Below are 24,742 nucleotides of genomic sequence, written 5' to 3'. Positions count from 1 at the left end.
GATGTTTGGTATCAACGGCGGTGAGTTCATCATCCTGCTGGTGGTCGCCGTCCTCGTCATCGGCCCAGAACGGCTGCCCGGGTACGCCGAGCAGCTCGCGGGCATCGTGCGCAAGATGAAGACCTTCATGGCCGACACCAAGGTCAAGGTCTCCGAGGAGCTGGGCCCGGAGATGGGCGACGTGGACTGGGCCCAGCTCGATCCCCGCCGCTACGACCCACGCCGCATCGTGCGCGACGCTCTGCTGGAGGACACGGTCCTGGACCCGCGGGTCAAGGCGAAGGCCGCCGGCTCCGCCAGCGCCGCGGCCGGTCTGGCTGCCGCAGGGGCGGCGACAGCCGGTCCCTCGACGGCGGCGTCCGGCGCTGCCGCTCCGCCCGCCGCGAACGCGGCCCCGGCGGCGCAGAGCTGGCCTGAGCCGAAGCCCGCCCTCCAGACGGGCACCCTGGCACCCTTCGACGTCGAGGCCACCTGAGAAGGATTCGGAGGTTGGGGGGTCTTGCTGCCAGAATGATGGAATGGCCAACGACGCACGGCGCCCCCGGATTCTCTCGGGGATGCAACCCACAGACGACTCGCTCACCCTTGGCAACTACATCGGTGCGCTGACCCAGTGGGTGGCCCTGCAGGACTCCTACGACACGCTCTACATGATGGCGGACCTGCACGCGCTGACCGTCAACCCGGAGCCGGCCAAGCTGCGTGAGCGCACCCGCCGGACCCTCGCCCAGTACCTCGCCGGAGGCGTGGACCCAGACCGGTCCACGCTCTTCGTCCAGTCGCACGTCCCCGAGCACGCCGAGCTCGCGTGGATCTTGTCCTGCCAGACGGGGTTCGGCGAGGCGAGCCGGATGACCCAGTTCAAGGACAAGTCCGCCAAGCACGGGGCGGAGGGCACCACGGTCGGTCTGTTCACCTACCCGGTCCTCATGGCCGCTGACATCCTGCTCTACGACGCCGCGCTGGTGCCGGTGGGCGAGGACCAGCGCCAGCACCTGGAGATCACCCGGGACATCGCCGAGCGGCTCAACTCCCGCTTCGGTGAGGGCACCGTCGTGGTCCCTGAGCCGCACATCGTCAAGGCCGTCGCCAAGATCTACGACCTGCAGGAACCGACCGCGAAGATGAGCAAGTCCGCGACCGGCAAGGGCACCATCTGGTTGATGGACGACCCCAAGGTCGCCGCGAAGCGGATCAAGTCCGCAGTCACCGACGCCGGCACCGACATCGTCTTCGACCGCGAGAACAAGCCGGGTGTGGCCAACCTGCTGACCATCTTCTCTGCCCTGACAGGTCAGAGCATCGAGGCCCTCGAGGCCGAGTACGCGGACAAGCAGTACGGGAACCTCAAGGTCGATCTCGCGGGCGTCGTGGTGGACTTCCTCACGCCGTTCCAGGCGAAGGTGGACCAGTACCTCTCCGACCCGGCCGAGCTCGACCGGCTGCTTGCGCGTGGGGCGGCCAAGGCCCGTGAGATCGCCTCGGTGACCTTGAGCAGGGTCTACGACCGGGTGGGCCTGCTGCCGGCCGCGGGGCCGACGCTGTGATCTTCCCCGAGCGCGTCGGAGACCAGCGCCGGATCGGAGTCGCCATCGAGGTGCCGCCTCCCTTCGGCCCGGAGCTCCAGCGTGCTCGCAAGGAGTTCGGCGACCCGCTCGCCGACCTCATCCCGCCGCACATCACTCTTCTCGGGCCGACGATCATCGAGCCGGAGGAGATGGACGAGGTCTTCGCCCACCTCTCGGCGATCGCCGATTGCTACAGCCCCTTCGAGGTACGCCTGCGCAGCTCGGGGACGTTCCGGCCGCTCTCGCCGGTCGTCTTCGTCCAGGTGGCCCAGGGCATCGCCGAGTGCGAGTCCCTCGAGCGAGCAGTCCGCTCCGGCACCCTGCACCAGTCGCTGCGGTTCAACTACCACCCGCACGTGACCGTCGCCCACGAGGTCTCCGACGAGCAGCTGGACCTCGCCTTCGAGGCGATGGCCACCTACGAGGCGAGCTTCGTGGCCGACGCGATCTCCCTCTACGAGCACGGTGACGACAACGTGTGGCGTCGGGTGCACAACTTCCCCCTGAGCCTGGGACGAGCACAAGATGCCGTCCCGGGCGCGGCCTCCTAGTCTGTCGGGGTGACATCCCCCCTCGCCTCCCTGGTCTCTCGGGTGCAGGCGATCCTCGAGTGGTGGAAGGGCACCCGACCTGCACGGGCGCTGACCCGGTACTCCCAGGTCAACGGCGCCCTCCTGTGCGGGGGCATCGCCTACTCGGCGATCTTCTCCCTCTTCGCCGGACTCACCATCGGGTACACCGCCTTCATGACGGTGCTCGGCTCGAACAGCGAGCTGCGCGAGTCGCTCCTGACGTCGATCGACAAGGCGCTGCCCGGACTGATCACGATCAACGGCCAAGAAGGCCTGATCGACCCGGACTCTCTGGTCATGGACGCCAGCCTCAACGCGGCGAGCATCATCGCCGTCGTCGTGCTGCTGGTCAGCGCGATCTCCTGCATGGGGGCGATCCGCAGCTCGGTCCGGGTGATGTTCGGCCTCCCGCCGGGGGGCGGCAACGCCATCCTGGCCAAGCTGCGCGACCTCGCCGGCTTCGTCACCGTCGGGCTCGCCCTGGTCGTGTCGGCGGCGCTGGGCATCGTGCTCAACAGCGCGCTGGGATGGGTGCTGTCCCTGGTGGGCATCGAGGACACCAGCACGGTGCTGCTGCCGCTGGCCGGTGCGGTGGTGAGCTTCGCGATCGACATGGGGACCTTCGCCGTCGTCGTCCTGCTGCTCGCCGGTGCGCGCCCGCCCCGGCGTGACCTGTGGCAGGGAGCTGCGCTGGCGGCCGTCGGCTTCGGCGTCGTGCGGTTCCTGGGGACCTCCGTGGTGGCTCGTGGGGCCGACGCCAACCCGATCGTGGCGTCCTTCGCGGTGATCGTCACGCTGCTCATCTGGATCAACATCTCGGCGCGGATCCTGCTCACCGCAGCAGCCTTCACCGCCAACCTGCCCCAGGAGCTCCTCGAGCGCGAGGCCGACGAGAAGGTGGCCCTCGCCGCGATCATCGCCGCCCGCGAGGGCCGCCCGCTCGACCTGGACCCCGCTGAAGCCCCGCTCGTGCCCGACGACGGCCGTCCAGCGCCGTCCGCGGCTCGCCGGGCGGCGACCCTCGCCGCAGCCCTCCTGGCAGGCTTCCTCCTCGGCCGACGCCGCACCCCACGCCCCACCCCCTGACCGACCGCGCCGTCAGCCCGACGCCGTTCGTGCCCGGCTGAGCCCTGCCGCGACCGACCCCGCGAACTCGTGACCCAGCCCGCGAACTCGTGAGCCAGGGACGGTGCGGGCCGCTGAGAGCGTCCTCGCTCACGAGTTCGGCGGATCGCTCACGAGTTCGGGAGGGTGGGGTACGGGTACGGGTACGGGGCCGGGGCCGGAGACGACGACGGCGGCCCCTGGTGCAGGGGCCGCCGTCGGGCTGTGCGGGCTGTGCGGGTTGTGCTGAGTGCGGTGGTGCGGTGGTGCGGTCGTGCTGCGGGGATCGGGGGGTCAGAAGGCCCGGGTGATCATCGCGCGCTTGACCTCTTGGATCGCCTTGGTGACCTCGATGCCGCGAGGGCAGGCCTCGGTGCAGTTGAAGGTCGTGCGGCAGCGCCACACGCCTTCCTTGTCGTTGAGGATCTCCAGGCGCTGCTCGGCACCCTCGTCGCGGGAGTCGAAGATGAAGCGGTGGGCGTTGACGATCGCGGCCGGGCCGAAGTACTGCCCGTCGGTCCAGAACACCGGGCACGAGGACGTGCACGCGGCGCACAGGATGCACTTGGTCGTGTCGTCGAAGCGCTCACGCTGCTCGGCGGACTGGATCCGCTCACCGCTCGGCTCGTTGCCCGTGGTGATGAGGAACGGCATGATCTCGCGGTAGGAGGCGAAGAACGGCTCCATGTCCACCACGAGGTCCTTGATGACTGGCAGGCCCTTGATCGGCTCGACGGTGATCGGCTTGTCAGGGTTGACGTCCTTGAGCAGCGTCTTGCAGGCCAGGCGGTTGCGGCCGTTGATCCGCATGGCGTCCGACCCGCAGACCCCGTGCGCGCAGGAGCGGCGGAAGGTCAGCGACCCGTCGTGCTCCCACTTGATCTTGTGCAGGGCGTCGAGGACACGGTCGGTCCCGTGCACCGGGACGACGAACTCTTCCCAGTAGGACTCCTCGCCGTGCTCCGACTCGGGCAGGTAGCGCCGCAGCCGGATCGTGACGTCGAAGCTCGGGATCTCCCCGATCGCCGCGGGGGCGGAGGTTTCCAGAGTGGCAGTCATCAGTACTTTCGCTCCATCGGCTCGTACCGGGTCATGGTGACGGGCTTGGAGCCCAGCACGACCTTGTAGTTCTCAAAGTCAGAGACGTGCGTGAACGCGTTCTCCGGTGCGATGTCGCCCTGCTCCGCCTCGGCGAGAGCAGTGGCGGCCTCGGTGCCGTCGAGGGGCCGGCGGTAGGCCATGGTGTGACGCATGTAGTTCGCGTCGTCACGGTCGGGGAAGTCCTCGCGGAAGTGACCACCGCGGGACTCCTTGCGGTTGAGCGCACCCACGACGACCGTCTCGGCGATGTCGAGCAGGAAGCCGAGCTCGAGAGCCTCGAGGAGGTCGGTGTTGAACATCCGGCCCTTGTCCTGGACCGAGACGTTCTTGAACCGGGCCTGGAGCTCGCGGATGTCCTTGGCAGCCTGGGTGAGGGACTCGTGGGTCCGGAACACCTGGGCGTTCATGTCCATCGTGACCTGCAGGTCGGTGCGCACGTCCGAGACCCGCTCGCCGTCGGGACGCTCGCGCATCTCCTCGAGCTGGGCGATGGTCCGGGCGGCCGCGTCCTCGGGGAGGTCGCGGAACTGCGCGGTCTTGGCGTACGCGGCGGCCGCACGGCCGGCACGCTTGCCGAAGACGTTGATGTCGAGCAGGGAGTTGGTGCCCAGACGGTTGGAGCCGTGCACGGACACGCACGCCACCTCGCCGGCGGCGTAGAGGCCGTTGACGACGTCGGTCTCGTTGCGCAGCACCTCACCCTCGATGTTCGTGGGGATGCCGCCCATCGCGTAGTGCGCGGTGGGGTAGACCGGGATCGGCTCGGTGTAGGGCTCGATGCCCAGGTAGGTCCGGGCGAACTCGGTGATGTCCGGGAGCTTGGCGTCGATGTGCGCCGGCTCCAGGTGGGTCAGGTCGAGCAGGACGTAGTCCTTGTTCGGCCCGGCGCCGCGGCCCTCGCGGACCTCGTTGGCCATGGAGCGGGCCACGATGTCACGAGGCGCGAGGTCCTTGATGGTGGGCGCGTAGCGCTCCATGAAGCGCTCACCGTCGCCGTTGCGCAGGATCCCGCCCTCACCGCGAGCAGCCTCGGAGAGGAGGATGCCCAGACCGGCCAGGCCGGTCGGGTGGAACTGGAAGAACTCCATGTCTTCCAGCGGCAGGCCGCGACGGTAGGCGAGGGCCATGCCGTCACCGGTGAGGGTGTGGGCGTTGGACGTCGTCTTGAAGATCTTGCCCGCGCCGCCGGTGGCGAAGATGATCGCCTTGGCCTGGAAGACGTGGATCTCGCCGGTGGCGAGGTCGTAGGCGACGACGCCGGTCGCGTTGACCGTCTCGCCGTCGGGGACGTTGCCGGCCGAGAGGTCGTGGTCGACGATGAGGTCGAGGACGTAGAACTCGTTGAAGAACTCCACGTCCTGCTTGACGCAGTTCTGGTAGAGGGTCTGCAGGATCATGTGACCGGTGCGGTCCGCGGCGTAGCACGAACGACGCACTGCGGCCTCGCCGTGGTTGCGCGTGTGCCCACCGAAGCGACGCTGGTCGATCTTGCCCTCGGGCGTGCGGTTGAAGGGCAGGCCCATGCGCTCGAGGTCCAGCACGGCGTCGATGGCTTCCTTGGCCATGACCTCCGCGGCGTCCTGGTCGACGAGGTAGTCGCCGCCCTTGACGGTGTCAAAGGTGTGCCACTCCCAGTTGTCCTCCTCGACGTTGGCCAGGGCAGCGCACATGCCGCCCTGGGCAGCGCCCGTGTGGGACCGGGTGGGGTAGAGCTTCGAGATGACCGCGGTGCGCACCTGGCCGGAAGACTCCAGGGCGGCGCGCATGCCCGCGCCGCCAGCGCCGACGATCACGACGTCGTACTGATGGGTTTGCATCGGGGACGATGCCTCCTCGTGACGAGTAAGTGTGGGGGGAAGTAGAGCTAGCTGCAGATCGACGGGAGCAGGTCTGCGGGTGCACCGGAGGGGCAGGCGTCGAAGGTGAAGATCACGAGCGTGCCGAGCACGGTGACGACGACGAAGGCGACGTAGAGCGCGATCTTCAGCCACAGCCGGACGAGGGGGCGCTCGGCGTAGTCGTTGATGATCGTGCGGACGCCGTTGGTGCCGTGCATCATCGCGAGCCACAGCATCATGAGGTCCCAGACCTGCCAGAACGGGTTCGTGAGCTTGCCGCCGACGAAGGCGAAGTCGATCGCGTGCACGCCGTCGCCCACCATGAGGTTGACGAAGAGGTGACCGAAGATCAGCACGAGGAGGATGACGCCGGAGGCGCGCATGAAGACCCAGCCGTAGAGCTCGAAGTTCGAGCGCGTGGTCTTGAGCCTCTTGTACGCGTCACGCGGGTTGGGCAGGGTGGGCTGCGTGGGCAGGTTGGTCGTGGTCATCAGTGCCCCCCGGTAAAGACGTTGATGAGGTGGCGGGGCAGGAACCCGGCCATGGTGACGACGAAGAGCCCCAGGACGACCCAGAGCATGACGCGCTGGTACCTAGGACCCTTGGCCCAGAAGTCCACCAGGATGATGCGGATACCGTTGAAGGCGTGGAAGACGATCGCCGCGACGAGGCCGGCCTCGCCCAAGCCCATGATGGGGGTCTGGTAGGTGCCGATCACCGCGTTGTAGGCCTCGGGGGAGACCCGCACGAGCGCGGTGTCGAGGATGTGGACGAGTAGGAAGAAGAAGATCAGCACGCCGGTCACGCGATGCGCGACCCACGACCACATGCCTTCGCGGCCGCGGTACAACGTGCCAGCAGGTGCACTAGGCACTTGGACGCCTCCTGTGGCGAGTCAGGGGGGCGGAACTGGCGAGTCCGGTGCTCCCTCGGTAGCTCTGGTCAGCGTTGGCCAGAACCGTCTGTCGTTCCCCACTGTAGTGAAGTTTCTGTGGTGAGAGGGTCGTCGGCCCCTCGCCGTGCGCCGTCATGCCACAAACGTGATTCATTTCACTGTGCCTATGCCTGCCCGCGGTCAGCACTCAGTATGCTCAGCACCATGCCTTCGACGACGAACCCCATCCCTGACTTCTACGCGGTCATCCCCGCGGGCGGAGCCGGCACCCGGCTGTGGCCGCTCTCGCGGTCAGGATCGCCGAAGTTCCTGCACGACCTCACCGGCTCGGGTCGCTCGCTCATCCAGGCCACCGTGGACCGCATCGCCGGCCTGACCGGGCCGGGCGGCGTCGTCGTGGTGACCGGTGCGGCGCACGCCGAGGCCGTGGGGGAGCAGCTGCCTGAGGTCGACGCCGCCAACATCTTCGCCGAGCCGTCCCCGCGCGACTCCATGGCCGCGATCGGCCTGGCCGCAGCGGTGCTCGCCGAGCGTCACGGCGACGTGGTCATCGGGTCCTTCGCCGCCGACCAGGTCATCACCGGGTCCGCAGCCTTCGAGCAGGCAGTCCGGGAAGGTGTGCGCGCCGCCCAGGACGGGTACGTCGTGACGATCGGGATCGCGGCCTCGCGCCCGTCGACCGCCTTCGGCTACATCCACTCCGGCCAGCCCCTCGGGCTGGAGGGGGCCCCGAGCGCGCTGCACGTCGTCGGGTTCACCGAGAAGCCGGACGCGGCCACCGCTCAGCGCTACCTCGCCACGGGCGAGTACCGCTGGAACGCGGGCATGTTCATCACCAAGACCTCGGTGCTGCTGGGTCACCTCGCCACCCAGCGTCCCGCCCTGCACGCGGGCCTGGTCACCATCGCCAAGGCCTGGGACACCCCCGAGCGCGAGGAGGTCCTGGCCCGGGTGTGGCCGGGGCTGGAGAAGATCGCGATCGACCACGCGGTCGCCGAGCCGGTGGCCGACGCCGGCGGCGTCGTCGTGGTCCCGGGGAACTTCGGCTGGGACGACGTCGGCGACTTCAACTCCCTCGCGGCGCTGCTGCCGGCGGACGACCAGGCCGGCTCCAAGGTCCTGGGCGACGCCGGCCAGGTGGTCCGGGTGCAGAGCGCCGGGTCGGTCGTGGTGCCCTCGGGCAAGCGCGTCATCACCATCCTCGGGCTCGACGACGTCGTGGTGGTCGACACCCCTGACGCGCTCCTGGTCACCACCCGGGCCCGCGCCCAGCAGGTCAAGGACATGGTCGCCGAGCTGCGCGAGCGCGGTCTGGACGAGCTGCTCTAGGTGCCCCGCGGGGCGCGCGACCGGGGCTGGGCGGTATCAGCGGGCGAACGGCGCAGGTGGCACCCCTGCAGCGGGACTAACCTCGAGTGGTGAGTCACTTTGCAACAGCAGACCGGGTCGTCGAGCTGGCCGAGCAGTTCCAGGAGGAGCTGGTCGCCATCCGCCGCGACATCCACGCCCACCCGGAGATCGCCCGCACCGAGGTCCGCACCACCGCGCTCGTCGCCGAGAGGCTGACCCGTGCCGGCCTGGAGCCGCGGTTGCTCACCGGCACCGGCCTCACCTGCGACATCGGCCCCAGCCCCGCTCTGACCGGGTTGCGGCGGGTGGCACTGCGCGCAGACATCGACGCGCTGCCCCTGGTGGAGACGACCGGGCTGCCCTTCGCCTCGACCGTGCACGGGATGGCGCACGCCTGCGGGCACGACGTGCACACCACGATCGTGCTCGGCGTCGGGCTGGTGCTGGCCGAGCTGCACCGTGCCGGTGAGCTGACCCGCCCGGTGCGGCTCATCTTCCAGCCGGCCGAGGAGGTCCAGCCGGGCGGTGCCCTCGACCTGCTCGACCAGGGCGTGCTCGACGGCGTGAACGAGATCTACGCCGTGCACTGCGACCCCAAGGTCGACGCGGGGAGCGTGGGTACCCGGATCGGCCCGATCACCTCAGCCTCGGACGAGGTGACCGTGACCGTGACGTCGGCCGGCGGCCACACCTCCCGCCCGCACCTCACCGGGGACCTCGTCTACGCCCTCGGGCAGATCATCACGCAGGTCCCGGGGGTGCTGGGGCGCCGGCTCGACCCGCGCTCGGGCGTCAACCTCACGTGGGGCGCGGTCTCGGCCGGGCAGGCGCACAACGCCATCCCCACGATCGGCACCGTGCGCGGCACGCTGCGCTGCTTGGACGTGCGCGCCTGGGAGCAGGCGGCCCAGGTGCTGCACGACGCCGTCGAGCAGGTCGCCGAGCCCTACGGCGTGGGGGTCGAGGTGACCCACCACCGCGGGGTGCCCCCGGTCGAGAACGACGAGCTGTGCACCACGGCGCTCGAGACGGCGGCCCGGGAGGTGCTCGGCCCGCACTCGGTCCAGCTCACCGAGCAGTCCCTGGGCGGGGAAGACTTCGCCTGGTACCTCACCAAGGTGCCGGGAGCGATGGCACGGCTGGGGACCCGCACACCGGGCGGACGCACCTTCGACATCCACCAGGGTGACCTGCGGGTCGACGAGCGGGCGATCCGCGCCGGGGTCGCGCTGCTGGCGCGCGTGGCGGTCATGGGGCGATAAGGCGCACAAGGGACGTCGGCGCGCCTGTCGTCTCGCGATGTGGATGGTCGCGTTCAGCAGGTAGACACTCCTTGCAGTTCCATAACGAACGTCGCTTGTTACGCCCCGGTAATGCGGCGTTAACCGTGACGCCACTAGTCTTCATGTGAACAAGGGCACCCGGCCCAAGAACGCGACCAAGCAGCGTCGCTTGCGTGCTCTAGACCTGACCGGGACGCTCCTCGACACGCACACTTGGAGTTCCAGTGAAGAAAGCTGTACAGCTTGCGGCGGTCACCGCCATCACCGCCTTGGCGCTGGCCGCGTGCGGCGACGCGCCGGACGACTCGGAGACGACCACCGCCGGTGGCTCGGCTGCTCCGGCCTCCGACTTCAAGGCCTGCATGGTCTCCGACGCCGGTGGCTTCGACGACAAGTCCTTCAACGAGTCCGGCTTCAACGGCCTCAACGCGGCGAAGGACGAGCTCGGCATCCAGGTCGCGACCCAGGAGTCGCAGAGCGAGTCCGACTTCGCCCCGAACATCGACAACCTCGTCACCGAGGGCTGCAACGTCATCGTGACCGTCGGCTACCTGCTGGGCACCGCGACCGGCGACGCCGCCGCGGCCAACCCGGACGTCGACTTCGCGATCGTCGACTCCACGGCCGCAGACGCTGACGGAGCGCCCATCGAGCTCGACAACGTCAAGCCGCTGAGCTTCGACACGGCCCAGGCCGCCTACCTCGCCGGCTACGTCGCCGCGGGCATGTCCAAGACCGGCACCGTCGCCACCTTCGGCGGGGTCGCGATCCCGTCCGTCTCCATCTTCATGGACGGCTTCGTCGACGGCGTCGCGAAGTACAACGAGGACAACGGCGCGGCCGTCAAGGTCCTCGGCTGGGACAAGGCCTCTCAGAACGGCTCCTTCACCGGTGACTTCGAGGACCAGTCCAAGGGTCAGCAGCTCACGCAGACCTTCATCGACCAGGGCGCGGACATCATCATGCCGGTCGCCGGCCCCGTCGGCGCTGGTGCGCTCGCCGCCGCTCGCGACAACGAGGGCGTCTCGGTCATCTGGGTCGACTCTGACGGCGCCCTGGTGAACCCGGAGTACGCCGACATCATCCTCACCTCCGTGATGAAGGAGATCGGCGCTGCGGTCGAGGACGCCATCACCACCGCCGAAGCTGGCGACTTCTCGTCTGAGCCCTACGTGGGGACGCTCGAGAACGGTGGCGTCGACCTCGCTCCGTTCCACGACTTCGAGGAGCAGGTGCCGCAGGAGCTCAAGGACCAGCTCGACAAGATCCGCGAGGAGATCATCTCCGGTGAGATCGTCGTGGAGTCTCCCAGCTCTCCGTGATCGGTTCATGACCACCTGACCAAGCCGGCCCGACGTCTGTCGGGCCGGCTTGGTCAGTTGAGGGCGGGCCCGGCCGATTCAGGGCTACTGTCGCAAGCGAGGCGACTTGCGCACCAGAAGGAGAACGTAGTGAAGCTAGAACTGCGGGGTATCACCAAGTCGTTCGGACCTCTGGTCGCGAACGACCACATCGACCTCGTCATCGAGGAAGGTGAGATTCACGCTCTCCTCGGTGAGAACGGTGCGGGCAAGAGCACGCTGATGAACGTGCTCTTCGGGCTCTACCAGGCCGACTCCGGTGACATCGCGATCGACGACGTCGTCACGACCTTCCGCGGACCTGGCGACGCTCTCGCGGCCGGGATCGGCATGGTCCACCAGCACTTCATGCTGGTGCCTGTCTTCACCGTCGCCGAGAACGTCATGCTCGGCCACGAGCAGACCCGCGCCGGCGGGTTCCTCGACCTGGACGCAGCGCGCGAGCGCGTGCGCGAGATCTCCGCGCGCTTCGGCTTCGGGCTCGATCCCGACGCCGTCGTCGAGGACCTCCCCGTCGGGGTCCAGCAGCGGGTCGAGATCGTCAAGGCCCTGACCCGTCACGCGAAGATCCTCATCCTCGACGAGCCCACCGCCGTGCTCACCCCGCAGGAGACCGACGAGCTCATCGCCATCATGCGCCAGCTCAAGGACGCCGGCACGTCGATCGTGTTCATCACGCACAAGCTGCGTGAGGTCAGGGCCATCGCCGACGTCATCACCGTGATCCGCCGCGGGAAGGTGGTCGGCAACGCCGAGCCCACCGCCTCCGAGAGCGAGCTCGCCTCGCTCATGGTCGGACGCTCGGTGCTGCTCGGCCTCGACAAGACGCCCGCGGAGCCCGGCGAGGTGACCTTCACGGTCGAGAACCTCACCGTGCTGACACCGACCGGCCACGTGGCTGTCGACGACGTCTCCTTCTCCGTCGCCCGAGGCGAGATCCTCGCCGTGGCCGGGGTCCAGGGCAACGGCCAGACCGAGCTCGCCGAGGCGATCATCGGGCTGCAGGAGGCCGCCGCCGGGTCCATCCGCCTCGACGGCAAGGAGCTCAGGGGGCTCACCCCCGACGAGGCCCTCGGCTCGGGGATCGGCTTCGTCCCCGAGGACCGCAAGGTGGACGGGCTGGTCCTGGACTTCTCCGTGGCGGAGAACCTCGTCCTGGACCTCTACCACAAGAGCCCCTACGCCCGCGGCATCGCTCTCAACCTCGCGGAGATCCGCAGCAACGCCGTCCACCGCATCGACGAGTACGACATCCGCACCCAGGGCCCCGGGGAGCACGTCGGCAAGCTCTCCGGCGGCAACCAGCAGAAGGTGGTGCTGGCCCGCGAGCTCTCGCGCCCGCTCAAGCTGTTCATCGCCAACCAGCCGACGCGCGGCGTCGACGTGGGATCCATCGAGTTCCTGCACCGGCGGATCGTGGCCGAGCGCGACGGCGGGACGCCGGTCATCATCGTCTCGACCGAGCTGGACGAGGTCGTGGAGCTCGGGGACCGGATCGCGGTGATGTACCGCGGACGGATCGTGGGGATCGTCCCCTCGACGACCCCGCGTGACGTGCTGGGACTCATGATGGCGGGCGTGCCGCTCGCCGACGCCATCGAGCAGACGGGCAGGTCGCCGCGCGCGACGCCGACCACCGACGACGAGACAGGACAGACTCTGTGAGCGACCAGCAACCCGTCTCCATGGATGAGGCGCCCAACCCCCGCACCCCCGACGCCAAGCCTGAGGAGTCCGGCGTCGGCAGGGCGGCTCAGGTCCTGCGCGAGGTGACCACCGGAAGCTTCGGCGTCACGGTGCTGGCCTTCGTGCTGGCCCTGGTGATCGGCGGGATCCTCATCATCGCCGTCAACGAGGCCGTGATCACGGCGGCCGGCTACATCTTCTCCAAGCCCTCCGACTTCTTCAACGCCGCGTGGACCGCCGTGAGCGAGGCCTACTCCGCGATGTTCCGCGGCGCGGTCTTCAACTACGACGCGACGACGGCCGCCAGGGCGCTCAAGCCCCTCACCGAGACCATGACGGTGGCGACGCCGCTGATCATCGCTGCGCTCGGGGTGGCGGTCGGCTTCCGCGCCGGCCTGTTCAACATCGGCGCCCAGGGGCAGGTCATCATGGGTGCGGCGATCGGCGGCTACGTCGGCTTCGCCTGGGACCTGCCCGTCGTGCTGCACCTGCTCCTCGCGCTGCTCGGCGGCGTGCTCGCCGGTGGCGTCTGGGCAGGGATCGCCGGGTTCTTGCGAGCCCGGACCGGGGCGCACGAGGTGATCGTCACGATCATGCTCAACTACGTCGCGCTCTACCTCGTGGCCTTCCTGCTGACCACCTCAGCCTTCACCCGAGAAGGGTCCAACCAGCCCAAGAGCCCGGGCGTGAAGTCGACCGCGCAGCTGCCGGCGTTGCTGGGCGACCAGTTCCGCCTCAACGCAGGCTTCCTCGTGGCGATCCTCGCAGCCATCGTGGTGTGGTGGCTCATGACCCGCTCCACCTGGGGCTTCCGCTTCCGCGCAGTGGGATCCAACCCGCACGCGGCACGGACCGCAGGCATGGCAGTGTCCTCGTCCTTCGTCCTGGTCATGGTCGTCTCGGGAGCGCTGACCGGCCTCGCCGGTGCGGTGCAGGTCCTCGGGACGGAGAAGGCGCTCACCGGCGGCATCGCCGGATCGATCGGCTTCGATGCCATCACCGTCGCCCTGCTGGGACGGTCCAAGCCCCTCGGCATCTTCTTCGCCGGCCTGCTCTACGCAGGGCTCAACGTCGGTGGCCGTGCCATGGAAGGTGCCACCGGCACCCCCATCAACATCGTGCTCGTCATCCAGTCCCTCGTCGTGCTGTTCATCGCCGCACCGCCCCTGGTCCGAGCGATCTTCCGCCTTCCGGCACCGAACCCGGCCCTCGCGAAGGGAGTCAGCGCATGACCGCCTCGACACAATTGGTCGCCCAGGCCCCCGCAGTCACGGCCGGGCGGAGCTGGAAGCTCCCCATCACCCTCGCGGTCTTCGGTGTGCTGTCCTTCGTCCTCTTCGGCCTGCTCGCGCCCTCGGGCGAGACGACCACCTTCGGTCTGTCGACGAGCACGGACTTCGTCACCTTCGACCCCATCGAGCTGCCGTCCAAGGCGACGGCCATCGTGCTGTCGGTGGCGTCCCTGCTGCTTGCGGCCTACGCCTACTTCCGGGTCAAGGCGGACCTGCAGGTCGGTCGGTGGGTCCCGGTCGTCTTCGGCGTGATCTGGGTGCTCACCTTCCTCGTCTGGGCTGTCGCCGACAAGTCCACCTCGTTGGTGAGCCTGCTGCAGGGCTCGCTCCTGCTCGCAGTCCCGCTGGCCTTCGGTGCGCTCGGCGGTCTGCTCAACGAGCGGGCCGGCGTGGTGAACATCGCCATCGAGGGACAGCTGCTGACCGGTGCCTTCGGCGCGGCGGTCGTGGCCTCGATCGCGGACAACGCCTACGTGGGTCTGATCGCCGCGCCCGTCGCCGGTCTGCTCATCGGCGTGATGCTCGCGCTCTTCACGGTCAAGTACGCCGTCAACCAGATCATCGTCGGTGTGGTGCTCAACGTCTTCGCGGTCGGCCTGACGAGCTTCCTGTTCAGCTCCGTGCTCAAGCAGAACGCAGGCACCCTCAACTCCCCACCGCGGCTGACGGCGCTGCCCATCCCGGTGCTGTCGGAGATCCCGGTGATCGGCCCGGTCCTGTTCCGCCAGTCGATCATCGTCTACCTGCTCTACATCGCGGTCGCGGTCATCACCGTGGCGCTCTTCCGCACCCGGTGGGGTCTGCGGGTGCGCTCGGTCGGTGAGTACCCGCAGGCGGCGGACACCGTCGGGATCAACGTCAACCGCACCCGGTGGGGCAACGTCATGCTCGGCTCGATGGTCGCCGGCCTCGGTGGAGCGTTCTTCACCATCGGCTCGGTGGGTGCCTTCGGTCAGGAGATGACGGCCGGCAAGGGGTACATCGCCCTCGCCGCGATGATCCTGGGTCGCTGGACACCGATCGGGGCGCTCGGCGCCGCGCTGCTGTTCGGCTTCGCCGACAAGCTCCAGCAGGTGCTCGGGGTCCTGGAGACCCCGATCCCCAACCAGTTCATGCTCATGCTGCCCTACGTCGTCACGATCATCGCGGTCGCCGGCCTGGTGGGTCGGGTGCGCGGTCCGGCTGCGGCCGGCGAGCCCTACATCAAGGGATGACGATGACCGACACGACAGCCATCGACTGGGCGGCGCTGCGCAGCGCCGCCCAGGAGGTCATGACCAAGGCCTACGCCCCCTACTCGACCTTCCCGGTCGGAGCTGCGGCCCTGGTCGACGACGGACGCGTCGTCGTGGGGTGCAACGTCGAGAACGCGGCCTACGGCGTCGTGCTGTGCGCCGAGTGCGGGCTCATCTCGTCGCTCGTCGCCTCGGGCGGCGGCAGGCTGGTGGCCTTCACCTGCGTGGACGGGCACGGCACCACGCTCATGCCGTGCGGACGGTGCCGCCAGCTCCTGTGGGAGCACGGCGGCCCCGGGCTGCTCGTGGAGACCACGCGCGGCATCCGGACGATGAGCGAGGTGCTGCCCGACGCCTTCGGCCCGGACGACCTCCTCGAGCGCGCCTGAGCGACTCTGCACCACGACAGCACCACGACCGCACGACAACCGCACGACGACAGAGAGAGTCTGACGATGACGAGCGACCTGGCAGCGACCACCACCCCTGAAGCCTTCGACGCCGTCGACGTGATCCGGGTCAAGCGTGACCACGGCACGCTGAGCGACGCGCAGATCGACTGGGTCATCGACGCCTACACCCGCGGCGTCGTCGCGGAGGAGCAGATGGCCGCGCTCAACATGGCGATCCTGCTCAACGGGATGGACCGCGCCGAGATCGCCCGGTGGACGGCGGCGATGATCGCCTCCGGGGAGCGGATGGACTTCTCCGGGCTGTCGCGGCCGACCTCGGACAAGCACTCGACGGGGGGAGTGGGAGACAAGATCACCCTGCCGCTCGCGCCGCTCGTCGCGGTGTTCGGGGTCGCTGTCCCGCAGCTGTCCGGTCGCGGCCTGGGGCACACGGGCGGGACCCTCGACAAGCTCGAGTCCATCCCCGGCTGGCGCGCGGCGCTGACCAACGACGAGATGATGGCCCAGCTCGAGAGCGTCGGGGCGGTCATCTGCCAGGCCGGGTCCGGGCTGGCCCCCGCCGACCGCAAGCTCTACGCGCTGCGCGACGTCACCGGGACCGTCGAGGCGATCCCGCTCATCGCGTCCTCGATCATGAGCAAGAAGATCGCCGAGGGCACCGGCGCGCTCGTCCTCGACGTCAAGGTCGGGTCGGGGGCCTTCATGAAGGACGTCGACTCCGCCCGCGAGCTCGCCCGCACCATGGTCGACCTGGGCACCGACGCCGGGGTGCGCACGGTCGCGCTCATCACCGACATGTCCACCCCGCTGGGCCTGACGGCCGGCAACGCCCTCGAGGTCCGCGAGTCCGTCGAGGTGCTGGCCGGTGGCGGACCGCGCGACGTCGTCGACCTCACGGTCGCCCTCGCCGTGGAGATGCTGGCCGGGGCCGGCCGGCAGGTCGGCGAGGACGAGGTGCGCGCCGTCCTCGGTGACGGCCGCGCGATGGACGTGTGGCGGGCGATGATCACCGCCCAGGGCGGCGACGTCGACGCGCCGCTGCCGGTCGCCACGGAGACCCACCAGGTCCTCGCCCCCTCCGACGGGGTGCTCACCCGCCTCGACGCGCTCGACGTCGGCGTCGCCGCCTGGCGCCTGGGTGCGGGCCGGGCACGCCGCGAGGACGTGGTCCAGGCCGGAGCGGGCGTCGAGATCCACGCCAAGCCGGGCGACCGGGTCGCCGCCGGGCAGCCGATCCTCACCCTCCACACCGACACCCCGGAGCGGTTCGCCCGAGCGCTCGAGTCGGCCGAGTCAGCGATCACCGTCGAGGTGACGCCGGCGGCCTCGACGCCGACCCCGCTCATCCTCGACCGGCTCGCCTGAGGCCTGGGGCGAGCCTGTGGTGAACCACCGTGAAGACGAGAGCCCAGCCGCGGACGAGCCTCGCCGGGAGCGGCGTCCTAGCGCTGTCTACGGCGTCGGCGTCGAGCCGGATGCCCGGTTCTCTCTCGCGAACGAGCGGACCGCGCTGGCCTGGGTGCGCACCGGCCTGGGGCTGGTCGCCGGCGGCGTCGCGCTGACGTCGTTCTCGACCTTCGCCGAGATGCCGGTCCTGCTCGAGGTGGTCGCCGCGGTGGCCTGCCTGGCTGGGGGGATCCTCGCGGTCTACGCGCTGCGCTCATGGCGCACGCACGAGATCGCCCTGCGCACCGGGTCGCCGCTGCCCGCCCCGGCGGCGCTGCCTGTGCTGGTCGCCGGCGTGGTCGCGATGGCCCTGCTGCTCACCGGGTACGCGATCGCCTCGATCGTGGGCTGATGGGTCCCAACACGCCGGCCATGCAGCCGCCTGGAGCCCAGCCTGAACGCACCGCGCTGTCCTGGCAGCGCACGGTCCTGGGCACGATCGTCGGGGCGCTGCTGCTGTCCATGGCGGCGATCCGCAGCGGCGCCCCCGTCCTGGCGATCGCCGCAGCGGCGCTGTCCCTCTACGTCGCGGCGCGGCTCATGGTCTCCAGCCCGGCCCGCTCCCTGCGGCTGGGCACCCGCACCCAGGTGTGGCCCGGGCTGGCCCGGATGGCGTGGTCGGTGGCCTGCCTCGGTGCGCTCGGGACCGCGACGGCGATGGTCAACGTCTGGACGTCGTGGCCGTGACCGGCCGCGCCGGGCACCAGCTCTCCACCGTCCTGCACACCCTCGGCGGGGGTCGCGGCGCGCTGCCGCCGGTGCCACCGCGGGCAGCCGGGGCGCCGGGATCGGTGCGGCGCGTCGTCGAGCAGTTCGGTGCGCAGCGTCCGGTCCAGGCGGACCCGACGACCTGCGGCTCGGCGGCGCTCGTGGTGCTGGCCGCAGCCGGCGATCCCCGCTTGGCGCGCTGGCTGGCTACCGGTGACGGCCGGACGCAGACCGCGCGCTTCGCGGACCTCCAGCAGACCGCCAAGGCAGCCAGCACACGCCACGCGCTGCTCGGCCTGGACTGGCCGGGCGGTCTGGGCACACCGCCGTGGGGCGCGGCGAAGGTCGCGCGCTTCGGGAGGGTCCGCTACACCCACCGCCTGCTCGTGGACACGGACCCGGCCCGGTACGGGCTCCTGCTCGACCACGTGATCGCCTGCGCCCGGGCCGGGGTGCCTGTGCCGCTCTACACCGGCGGGGACACCCGCGCCGGTGTCGGTGCAGCGGTGCCGCGCCACGTCGTCGTGCTCACCAGCCCGGACGGGAGCGCCCTGGAGGTGTACGAGCCGTCGGTCGGGCGCCTGATCCCCGTCACCCGCGACGAGCTGGCCCACGGCGGCGCCCGGCGCCCCGCCTACGGCGGCTGGTCACACCTGACGTGGGCGCTGCTGCCGCTGCCGCCCACCTGACCGGGGCCTGACGGCCGCTGCACAGCTGGCGTGGCCGGCGCGGGTGGCGCAGGAGTCCCGGTCGGGCGAGCATGGGAGGGAAACCCACCACGAGGAGGACATCGATGAGCACCCTGCCCGGCGACGACGCGCTGCGGGACGCAGGCCTGACCGGCCCGGAGATCGACGAGGCGGTCAACCTCACCGAGGAGGTAACCCTCGACGCGGACGGTGTCCCTCTCGACCCCGAGGACCCGGAAGCCCCTGACGTGACCGTCGAGGAGTACCGCCCGGCCACGCCGCGCCCTGACCTCACCGGCGAGGCGGACGAGGCCGACGTCATCGAGCAGTCGTGGACAGTGCCGAGCGACGACGACCCCCACACCTGACCGGTACCGTTGGGTCATGACTTCTGACCTGCTCATCTCCTCACTGCCCAAGGTCGTCCTGCACGACCACCTCGACGGTGGCCTGCGTCCCCAGACCATCATCGAGCTCGCTGCCGAGGTTGGCCACGAGCTGCCCACGACCGACGCTGAGGAGCTGCGCGCCTGGTTCGTCGACGCCGCCGACTCCGGGTCCCTCGTGCGCTACCTGGAGACCTTCGACCACACGATCGCCGTCATGCAGACCCGTGAGGGCCTGCGCCGGGTCGCGCGCGAGTCCGTGCTCGACCTCGCCGCCGACGGCGTGGTCTACGCCGAGCAGCGCTGGGCACCCGAGCAGCACCTCACCCAGGGCCTCTCGCTCCAGGACACCGTCGACGCCGTCCAGGAGGGATTCGACGAGGGGGTGGCGCTCGCCGCCGAGCAGGGCCGCACCATCCAGGTGGGCCAGCTGGTCACGGCCATGCGCCACGCCGACCGCTGGGACGAGATCGCCGAGCTGGCCCTGGCGAACCGGGACCGCGGCGTCGTCGGCTTCGACATCGCCGGTGCCGAGGACGGCTTCCCGCCCTCCCGCTTCCCGGGGGTGTGGCGCACGCTCAACGACGCGTCCTTCCCGGTGACCATCCACGCAGGCGAGGCCTCCGGGGTGGAGTCCATCGCCGAGGCCGTGCACCTGGGCCAGGCCAGCCGCATCGGCCACGGGGTGCGCCTCGTGGAGGACATCACGGGGCTGGAGACCGACGCACCCGTCCTGGGCCGCATCGCTGCCTGGGTCCGCGACAACCAGATCCCCCTCGAGCTGTGCCCGTCCTCCAACCTGCAGACCGGAGCGGCCGCCTCGATCGCCGCCCACCCGATCTCCCGGTTGCGTGACCTCGACTTCGCGGTGACCATCAACACCGACAACCGGCTCATGTCCGGGACGACCATGACCAAGGAGATGACGCTGCTCGTCTCCGAGGCCGGATGGACGCTCGACGACCTCCGCGACGCGACCCTCGCGGCCGCGTGGAGTGCCTTCATCCACCACGACGCCCGCCACGCACTCGGCGAGCAGATCCTCGCCGGCTACGCCCAGGCGGAGCTGGCAACCCAGGCCACCCAGGCCTGACCCGCTCTCGCACGACCGTCGAGGGGGCGGCTCACCCATCGCCGCCCCCTCGGCGCCCCACCCCACATGACGGAGAAGACCATGAGCCACCCGCACCTCACCGCCGACGAGCTTGCCGCCCGTGTCGACCACACCCTGCTCAAGCCCGAGTCCACCCCGGCCGACGTCGCCGCGCTGGCTGAGGAGGCGACCGAGCTCGGGACCTACTCGATCTGCGTCTCGCCGTCGATGCTCCCGCTCGCACTGCCCGCCGGCAGCTCGGTGAAGATCGCCACCGTCTGCGGCTTCCCCTCCGGCAAGCACCACAGCCAGATCAAGGCTGCCGAGGCAGCCCACGCGGTCGCCGACGGCGCGCACGAGGTGGACATGGTCATCAACCTCGGAGCGGTCAAGGCGGGGGAGTGGGAGGACGTCCAGGCAGACATCGCCGCCGTCCGTGCCGCCGCTCCGCACCCGACCGTGCTCAAGGTGATCATCGAGTCCGCGGCGCTGACCGATGACGAGATCGTCGCGGCCTGCCGGGCGAGCGAGGGCGCGGGGGCGGACTTCGTCAAGACCTCGACCGGGTTCCACCCGGCCGGCGGCGCGAGCGTGCACGCCGTCGAGCTCATGGCGGCCACGGTCGGTGACCGGCTCGGCATCAAGGCGAGCGGCGGGATCCGTACCGCGGCCGACGCGCTCGCGATGATCGAGGCCGGCGCGACCCGCCTCGGCCTGTCCGGGACGGCCGCTGTGCTGGCCGGGCTGGACGACGTCGACGAGCAGGTCATCGACCAGGTCGACGCCCAGCGGCCCCCCGAGGGCGGCGACGCCGGCTACTGACCGGCACCAGGTGTGTCCTGGGCCCCATCGGGTCCCCAGGGACCAGATCCGGGTTAGGGTGGCCTTAGTCCCTTGTCCCGGAGGTTGCCTTGTCCGTCTCACCTGCTCAGACTCCTGAGCCCAGCGCACCCCAGCGGGTACGGGTCACCACTCGTACCCGTGTGGTGCGGACCGAGCGGCTCACGCCGAACATGGTGCGGGTCGTCCTGGGCGGTGAGACGGTGGGCGCCCTCGACCCCACCGCCTTCACCGACCGGTACATCAAGCTCCAGTTCCCACCCGAGGTCGACGGCCAGCGCGAACGCCTGCGCACCTACACGATCCGGTCCTTCGACGCCGCTGCCGGCGAGCTGTCCGTGGACTTTGTCATCCACGGGGACGAGGGCCTCGCCGGCCCGTGGGCCGCAGCCGCCCAGCCGGGCGACCCGATGAGCTTCGTCGGTCCCGGGGGTGCCTACGCACCCTCGGCCGAGGCGGACTGGCACCTGTTCATCGGTGACGAGAGCGCCCTGCCGGCGATCGCCGCAGCGCTGGAAGCCCTGCCGGCCGGTGCCCGTGCGAAGGTGTTCTGCGAGGTGGGCGGGCCCGAGGACGAGCAGGCGCTCACCTGCGCGGCGCAGCCCTGCGACGGCGAGCTCATCACCTGGGTGCACCGCACGGGCGAGGGCAGCCTGCTCGTCGACGTGGTCACCGGGTGGACCTTCCCCGAGGGGAGCCCTCAAGTGTTCCTCCACGGGGACGCGGGCTTCGTCAAAGACCTGCGCCGTCACCTGCGCGGAGAGCGCGGGGTCCCGGTCTCCGCGCTGTCGGCCTCGGGCTACTGGCGCCGAGGGCGCACCGAAGAGGGATGGCGCAGCGAGAAGGCCGACTGGAAGGCCGCCGTGGACTCCGACGAGGCCGGGCTGGTCAGCCCTTCTCTCGTCTCAGCCGAGCAGGCCTGATCGTTCGACGAGCAGCGCGAGCTGGACGCGCCCGGACACGCCGAGCTTGGTCTGTGCGCTCGACAGGTGAGTCTTGACCGTCGCCGCGCTGAGGAAGTGGGACGCGCCGATCTCCTCGTTCGTCTGCCCTGCGTGCACGCCGTAGACCATCTGGCGTTCCCGCTCGGTGAGCTGGTCGAGCTGCTGACGGGCCGCTGTACGCGCTGCTGCGTAGGGATCGGTCCTGACGCGGTCGATGATGTACCGGCTGATGCGCGGAGAGAGCGCGCCGCCCCCTGACGCGACATCGTGGACGGCCGTGATGATGTCCCGCGGCGGGGCGTCCTTGAGCAGGTAGGCGGCTGCGCCGGCCTCGAGGGCGCGCAGGATGCTCTCGTCGGAGTCAAAGCTCGTCATGACGATCACCAGCGGTGGCTGGGGCAGGGCGGTGACCGAGGCTGTCGCCGCCACACCGTCCATGCGGGGCATGCGCAGGTCCATGAGGACGACGTCGGGGTGGTGCGCCTGGACGGCGGTGACGACCTGGTCGCCGTCCCCGGCGGTGCCCACGACGGTGATGCCAGGATCGGTCCCCAGGATCATGGTCAGGGCTCGGAGCACCATGGGGTCGTCGTCTACCAGCAGCACGCGGATCACGAGTGCCATGGTAGGCCCGATCAGCCGGTGCAGCTGTGGCTGTCAGGCCTGGTCAGGTCGACGCGCTGTCGACCGAGTGCCAGGGGAGCCACACGTCGACGACGAACCGCCCGTCGTGCGGGCCGATCCAGGACCGGCCGCCGAGCAGCCGCACACGCTCGTGGATCCCGGCGATCCCGGCGCCAGCACCCGGGATGGCCTGGCAGGAGCCCGGAGAGAGGGCGTTGGTCACGAGCACCCGCACGCCAGCCGCCGCGCTCGCTGTCAGGTCCACGTCGATCGGTGACGTGGGTGCGTGCTTGTGGATGTTGGTCAGGGCTTCCTGGACCACCCGGTAGGCGGCGTGGGTCAGCGGTGCGCTCGCCGAGGCCGAGTCGTTGATCATGACCGTGGCGACCATCTGGCTGCCCGCCTTGCGTGAGGCGTTGAGCAGCTCCGAGAGGTCCTCGAGGGTGACGGTCGCCGGCACGCCGGAGCCGGCACTGCGCCGTGACCCCGGATCGCGGAGCACCCCGATGAGGCCGCGCAGGTCCTCGAGGGACCGGTGCGCGTTCGCCTGCACCTCGTGAGCGAATCCCTGCAGCTCCGGGTGGTCCCGTGCGGCCATCTCCAGGGCGCCGGAGTGCAGGGAGACGAGCGCGAGGCGGTGCGCGAGGGTGTCGTGGACCTCGCGGGCGATGAGGTCCCGCTCCTCCTGGCGCGTGAGCTCAGACTGCAGGTCAGCCGTGGTGCGAGCGCTGCGGCTGGACTGCTCGCGCAGGTGGTCCAGGTCGACCGAGGTGCGTCTAAAGACGCCCACACCGACGGCGAAGGCCAGGACCATGACCACGAGCAGCGCGTAGAACCACCAGGACAAGGGCTGGGGGACCTCGCCGGCCACCTTCGCGGTGAAGACCTGGAACTGAGCGGGCCGGAGCCCGTCGCGCAGCACGGCGACAACCGTCACGACGCTCACCGCGACCGTCGCGACGACGGCCTTGCGCCGGCTGCGGGTCGCCACGACGCAGGACAGGCCGACGAGTGCGGCGAAGGTGTCTGCCGGGAAGACCAGGGCGAAGGCGCAGGCGACCACCGTCAGCGCGACCGGGTACCGGTGGCGGACGATGACCAGGGCCGACACCCCGAAGGCGGCGATCATGCCGGTCGTCACCCACGCTGCGGCCGCTCCCTGCGTCCCGCGGGCGTTCGACTCGTAGGCCAGCGCCGCCAACGAGCAGAGCAGGCTCGTCGTCACCAGGATCACGGTGACCGCCCCCGGGCCGGCACGACGCAGGCGGGCTGCCCACGGCCGGACCGGTGCCGACGCGCTCGCAGAGGTGACCGGTCGCGCAGGTGCGGACGGCCGGAGGTGCGGCTGGTGGGGTGGCAGCTGGGTCGGTGATCGGGACACAGCGTCAGCGTAGGGCCAGCCGCTGACGGCGTCGTCACCCGATCGGGTGGACGGCCGCGTGGCACGGTCCACCGATCGGGTGGTGCACAGGCCCCGACCGGGCGATGCGAGCACGGCGGCGTCTGCGATGAGGTGTGGGTGTTGCTCGACCGACGTCACACCCACCACCAGAACGAGGACATTCCATGGCACGATCTCGCGGTACCGACCCCAGCCTCCAGGCTCAGCAGGCAGACGCGCAGGCACAGCAGCGTCTGGCCTATCAGCAGGCCGCGACCGGGCAGCAGCCCCCGGTCCTCCAGCCACAACCGGCTCCGAAGAAGAACTTCTTCGCGCGCCACAAGATCATCACCGCGCTGCTCGTGGTCGTCGCGGTCGTCGTCGTGTCGCAGGCAGTCTCCGGGGGCGCGGAGCCCACAGCGCCGGCCCCCGGTGCCTCCGACGCAGCGCAGGCACCCGCCCCCGACGCCCCCGAGGTGTCTGAGGCACCGGCCGCACCGGGCGTCGGCTCCCCAGTCGCCGACGGCAAGTTCCAGTTCACGGTGACAAGCATCGAGGCCGGGGTGCCTCACATCGGGGACGCGACATTCGGGGTGGACGCCCAGGGTCAGTTCCTGCTGCTCCACGTCACGGTGACGAATGTCGGCGACGCCGCGCAGTACTTCGACTCGGGCTCCCAGAAGCTCCTCGACGGCCAGGGTCGCACCCACTCCGCAGACAGCTCTGCGGCGATCTACCTGCCCGACTCCAACAGCTTCCTCACGAGCATCAACCCGGGAAACACCGTCGAAGGGATCGTCGTCTTCGACATCCCGGCCGATGCGACCCCGGCCTCGGTCGAGCTGCACGACTCGCCGTTCTCCGGCGGCGTCAGCGTCACGCTGACCTGACCTGACCCACCGACGACGACGCCCCGCACCACACGGTGCGGGG

At 70.2% G+C, this 24,742-nt stretch carries 26 protein-coding genes; 20 read left to right on the top strand and 6 right to left on the bottom strand.

Features of this window, described 5'->3' with window-relative positions; all coding sequences use genetic code 11:
• The first annotated feature begins 1 nt into the window (after position 1).
• The 4 genes from SS2_RS11195 to SS2_RS11180 are packed head-to-tail and all read left to right on the top strand — an operon-like array spanning position 2 to position 3,226.
• Entirely contained in the window at positions 2-475 is a 474-nt protein-coding gene (locus SS2_RS11195) for a twin-arginine translocase TatA/TatE family subunit (RefSeq protein ID WP_066464042.1), read from the top strand.
• Positions 476-518: 43 nt separating this feature from the next.
• Positions 519-1,547, top strand: a complete 1,029-nt coding sequence (gene trpS, locus SS2_RS11190) for a tryptophan--tRNA ligase (protein WP_066464040.1) — start codon at positions 519-521, stop codon at positions 1,545-1,547.
• Complete coding sequence (locus SS2_RS11185; RefSeq protein ID WP_066464035.1) at positions 1,544-2,119, top strand: 2'-5' RNA ligase family protein; 576 nt, start codon at positions 1,544-1,546, stop codon at positions 2,117-2,119. Before trpS ends, SS2_RS11185 begins: the two co-directional genes overlap by 4 nt.
• A gap of 9 nt (positions 2,120-2,128) precedes the next feature.
• Complete coding sequence (locus SS2_RS11180) at positions 2,129-3,226, top strand: YihY/virulence factor BrkB family protein (RefSeq protein WP_066464033.1); 1,098 nt, start codon at positions 2,129-2,131, stop codon at positions 3,224-3,226.
• A gap of 312 nt (positions 3,227-3,538) precedes the next feature.
• On the opposite strand, the gene SS2_RS11175 is transcribed toward SS2_RS11180, so the two are convergent.
• The 4 genes from SS2_RS11175 to sdhC are packed head-to-tail and all read right to left on the bottom strand — an operon-like array spanning position 3,539 to position 7,057.
• Complete coding sequence (locus SS2_RS11175; RefSeq protein ID WP_066464029.1) at positions 3,539-4,303, bottom strand: succinate dehydrogenase iron-sulfur subunit; 765 nt, start codon at positions 4,301-4,303, stop codon at positions 3,539-3,541.
• Positions 4,303-6,162: a succinate dehydrogenase flavoprotein subunit gene (gene sdhA, locus SS2_RS11170; protein WP_066464027.1), complete on the bottom strand. Its 1,860-nt coding sequence runs from the start codon at positions 6,160-6,162 to the stop codon at positions 4,303-4,305. Before sdhA ends, SS2_RS11175 begins: the two co-directional genes overlap by 1 nt.
• A gap of 47 nt (positions 6,163-6,209) precedes the next feature.
• A complete protein-coding gene (locus tag SS2_RS11165) occupies positions 6,210-6,674 on the bottom strand; it encodes a succinate dehydrogenase hydrophobic membrane anchor subunit (RefSeq protein WP_066464026.1) in 465 nt (154 codons plus the stop codon).
• On the bottom strand, positions 6,674-7,057 hold the full coding sequence (gene sdhC / locus SS2_RS11160) for a succinate dehydrogenase, cytochrome b556 subunit (protein WP_083942149.1): 384 nt from the start codon (positions 7,055-7,057) through the stop codon (positions 6,674-6,676). The genes SS2_RS11165 and sdhC overlap by 1 nt, the downstream gene beginning before the upstream one ends.
• A gap of 225 nt (positions 7,058-7,282) precedes the next feature.
• Between sdhC and SS2_RS11155 the strand changes: the two genes are divergently transcribed.
• The 15 genes from SS2_RS11155 to SS2_RS11085 all read left to right on the top strand — a co-directional run bounded on the left by SS2_RS11155 (position 7,283) and on the right by SS2_RS11085 (position 21,783).
• Entirely contained in the window at positions 7,283-8,407 is a 1,125-nt protein-coding gene (locus tag SS2_RS11155; protein ID WP_157607310.1) for a mannose-1-phosphate guanylyltransferase, read from the top strand.
• An 89-nt stretch (positions 8,408-8,496) separates the two neighbouring features.
• Positions 8,497-9,690: an amidohydrolase gene (locus SS2_RS11150; RefSeq protein ID WP_245643531.1), complete on the top strand. Its 1,194-nt coding sequence runs from the start codon at positions 8,497-8,499 to the stop codon at positions 9,688-9,690.
• Between the two features lie 245 nt (positions 9,691-9,935).
• A complete protein-coding gene (locus tag SS2_RS11145; protein WP_066464022.1) occupies positions 9,936-11,033 on the top strand; it encodes a BMP family lipoprotein in 1,098 nt (365 codons plus the stop codon).
• A gap of 129 nt (positions 11,034-11,162) precedes the next feature.
• Positions 11,163-12,737, top strand: a complete 1,575-nt coding sequence (locus SS2_RS11140; RefSeq protein WP_066464021.1) for an ABC transporter ATP-binding protein — start codon at positions 11,163-11,165, stop codon at positions 12,735-12,737.
• Positions 12,734-13,990: an ABC transporter permease gene (locus SS2_RS11135; RefSeq protein ID WP_083942148.1), complete on the top strand. Its 1,257-nt coding sequence runs from the start codon at positions 12,734-12,736 to the stop codon at positions 13,988-13,990. The genes SS2_RS11140 and SS2_RS11135 overlap by 4 nt, the downstream gene beginning before the upstream one ends.
• Positions 13,987-15,264 (top strand): ABC transporter permease, encoded by a 1,278-nt coding sequence (locus tag SS2_RS11130; protein WP_066464020.1) that lies wholly within the window; start codon positions 13,987-13,989, stop codon positions 15,262-15,264. Before SS2_RS11135 ends, SS2_RS11130 begins: the two co-directional genes overlap by 4 nt.
• A 2-nt stretch (positions 15,265-15,266) precedes the next feature.
• The gene (locus tag SS2_RS11125; protein WP_083942147.1) at positions 15,267-15,674 is read left to right on the top strand and encodes a cytidine deaminase; all 408 of its coding nucleotides are present in this window, start codon (positions 15,267-15,269) and stop codon (positions 15,672-15,674) included.
• 66 nt (positions 15,675-15,740) lie between these two features.
• The gene (locus SS2_RS11120; protein WP_066464017.1) at positions 15,741-17,063 is read left to right on the top strand and encodes a thymidine phosphorylase; all 1,323 of its coding nucleotides are present in this window, start codon (positions 15,741-15,743) and stop codon (positions 17,061-17,063) included.
• Positions 17,064-17,082: 19 nt separating this feature from the next.
• The gene (locus tag SS2_RS11115) at positions 17,083-17,496 is read left to right on the top strand and encodes a YidH family protein (protein WP_066464440.1); all 414 of its coding nucleotides are present in this window, start codon (positions 17,083-17,085) and stop codon (positions 17,494-17,496) included.
• Positions 17,496-17,831: a DUF202 domain-containing protein gene (locus tag SS2_RS11110; protein ID WP_066464016.1), complete on the top strand. Its 336-nt coding sequence runs from the start codon at positions 17,496-17,498 to the stop codon at positions 17,829-17,831. The genes SS2_RS11115 and SS2_RS11110 overlap by 1 nt, the downstream gene beginning before the upstream one ends.
• Complete coding sequence (locus SS2_RS11105) at positions 17,828-18,541, top strand: hypothetical protein (protein WP_157607309.1); 714 nt, start codon at positions 17,828-17,830, stop codon at positions 18,539-18,541. The genes SS2_RS11110 and SS2_RS11105 overlap by 4 nt, the downstream gene beginning before the upstream one ends.
• Positions 18,542-18,645: 104 nt before the next feature.
• Positions 18,646-18,909, top strand: a complete 264-nt coding sequence (locus tag SS2_RS11100) for a hypothetical protein (protein WP_066464013.1) — start codon at positions 18,646-18,648, stop codon at positions 18,907-18,909.
• A 16-nt stretch (positions 18,910-18,925) separates the two neighbouring features.
• Positions 18,926-20,020: an adenosine deaminase gene (locus SS2_RS11095; protein ID WP_066464012.1), complete on the top strand. Its 1,095-nt coding sequence runs from the start codon at positions 18,926-18,928 to the stop codon at positions 20,018-20,020.
• Positions 20,021-20,101: 81 nt separating this feature from the next.
• On the top strand, positions 20,102-20,842 hold the full coding sequence (gene deoC / locus SS2_RS11090) for a deoxyribose-phosphate aldolase (protein WP_083942146.1): 741 nt from the start codon (positions 20,102-20,104) through the stop codon (positions 20,840-20,842).
• Positions 20,843-20,931: 89 nt separating this feature from the next.
• Positions 20,932-21,783 carry a siderophore-interacting protein gene (locus tag SS2_RS11085; RefSeq protein ID WP_245643529.1) on the top strand — a complete coding sequence of 284 codons (852 nt, stop codon included), beginning with the start codon at positions 20,932-20,934 and terminating at the stop codon, positions 21,781-21,783.
• Here the strand turns inward: SS2_RS11085 and SS2_RS11080 are convergent.
• On the bottom strand, positions 21,766-22,428 hold the full coding sequence (locus SS2_RS11080) for a response regulator transcription factor (RefSeq protein WP_066464010.1): 663 nt from the start codon (positions 22,426-22,428) through the stop codon (positions 21,766-21,768). The genes SS2_RS11085 and SS2_RS11080 overlap by 18 nt on opposite strands.
• Positions 22,429-22,471: 43 nt before the next feature.
• Positions 22,472-23,809: a sensor histidine kinase gene (locus tag SS2_RS11075; RefSeq protein ID WP_157607308.1), complete on the bottom strand. Its 1,338-nt coding sequence runs from the start codon at positions 23,807-23,809 to the stop codon at positions 22,472-22,474.
• 185 nt (positions 23,810-23,994) lie between these two features.
• On the opposite strand from SS2_RS11075, the gene SS2_RS11070 reads away from it, so the two are divergent.
• Positions 23,995-24,699, top strand: coding sequence for a DUF4352 domain-containing protein (locus SS2_RS11070; protein WP_083942145.1), 705 nt, complete (start codon positions 23,995-23,997; stop codon positions 24,697-24,699).
• The last annotated feature ends 43 nt before the right edge of the window (positions 24,700-24,742 follow it).

Source organism: Sanguibacter suarezii NBRC 16159, assembly GCF_001552735.1.
GTDB lineage: Bacteria > Actinomycetota > Actinomycetes > Actinomycetales > Cellulomonadaceae > Sanguibacter > Sanguibacter suarezii.
Note: the sequence above shows the minus strand (reverse complement) of the source record. Positions and strands in the feature narration are given on the sequence as shown.

Bases quoted from the DNA above. Each gene is read 5' to 3' on its own strand.
- SS2_RS11195 (WP_066464042.1), top strand. From the start codon at position 2: ATGTTTGGTATCAACGGCGGTGAGTTCATCATCCTGCTGGTGGTCGCC.
- trpS (WP_066464040.1), top strand. From the start codon at position 519: ATGGCCAACGACGCACGGCGCCCCCGGATTCTCTCGGGGATGCAACCC.
- SS2_RS11175 (WP_066464029.1), bottom strand. From the start codon at position 4,303: ATGACTGCCACTCTGGAAACCTCCGCCCCCGCGGCGATCGGGGAGATC.
- sdhA (WP_066464027.1), bottom strand. From the start codon at position 6,162: ATGCAAACCCATCAGTACGACGTCGTGATCGTCGGCGCTGGCGGCGCG.
- SS2_RS11165 (WP_066464026.1), bottom strand. From the start codon at position 6,674: ATGACCACGACCAACCTGCCCACGCAGCCCACCCTGCCCAACCCGCGT.
- SS2_RS11155 (WP_157607310.1), top strand. From the start codon at position 7,283: ATGCCTTCGACGACGAACCCCATCCCTGACTTCTACGCGGTCATCCCC.
- SS2_RS11130 (WP_066464020.1), top strand. From the start codon at position 13,987: ATGACCGCCTCGACACAATTGGTCGCCCAGGCCCCCGCAGTCACGGCC.
- SS2_RS11125 (WP_083942147.1), top strand. From the start codon at position 15,267: ATGACCGACACGACAGCCATCGACTGGGCGGCGCTGCGCAGCGCCGCC.
- SS2_RS11120 (WP_066464017.1), top strand. From the start codon at position 15,741: ATGACGAGCGACCTGGCAGCGACCACCACCCCTGAAGCCTTCGACGCC.
- SS2_RS11110 (WP_066464016.1), top strand. From the start codon at position 17,496: ATGGGTCCCAACACGCCGGCCATGCAGCCGCCTGGAGCCCAGCCTGAA.
- SS2_RS11100 (WP_066464013.1), top strand. From the start codon at position 18,646: ATGAGCACCCTGCCCGGCGACGACGCGCTGCGGGACGCAGGCCTGACC.
- SS2_RS11095 (WP_066464012.1), top strand. From the start codon at position 18,926: ATGACTTCTGACCTGCTCATCTCCTCACTGCCCAAGGTCGTCCTGCAC.
- deoC (WP_083942146.1), top strand. From the start codon at position 20,102: ATGAGCCACCCGCACCTCACCGCCGACGAGCTTGCCGCCCGTGTCGAC.
- SS2_RS11080 (WP_066464010.1), bottom strand. From the start codon at position 22,428: ATGGCACTCGTGATCCGCGTGCTGCTGGTAGACGACGACCCCATGGTG.
- SS2_RS11070 (WP_083942145.1), top strand. From the start codon at position 23,995: ATGGCACGATCTCGCGGTACCGACCCCAGCCTCCAGGCTCAGCAGGCA.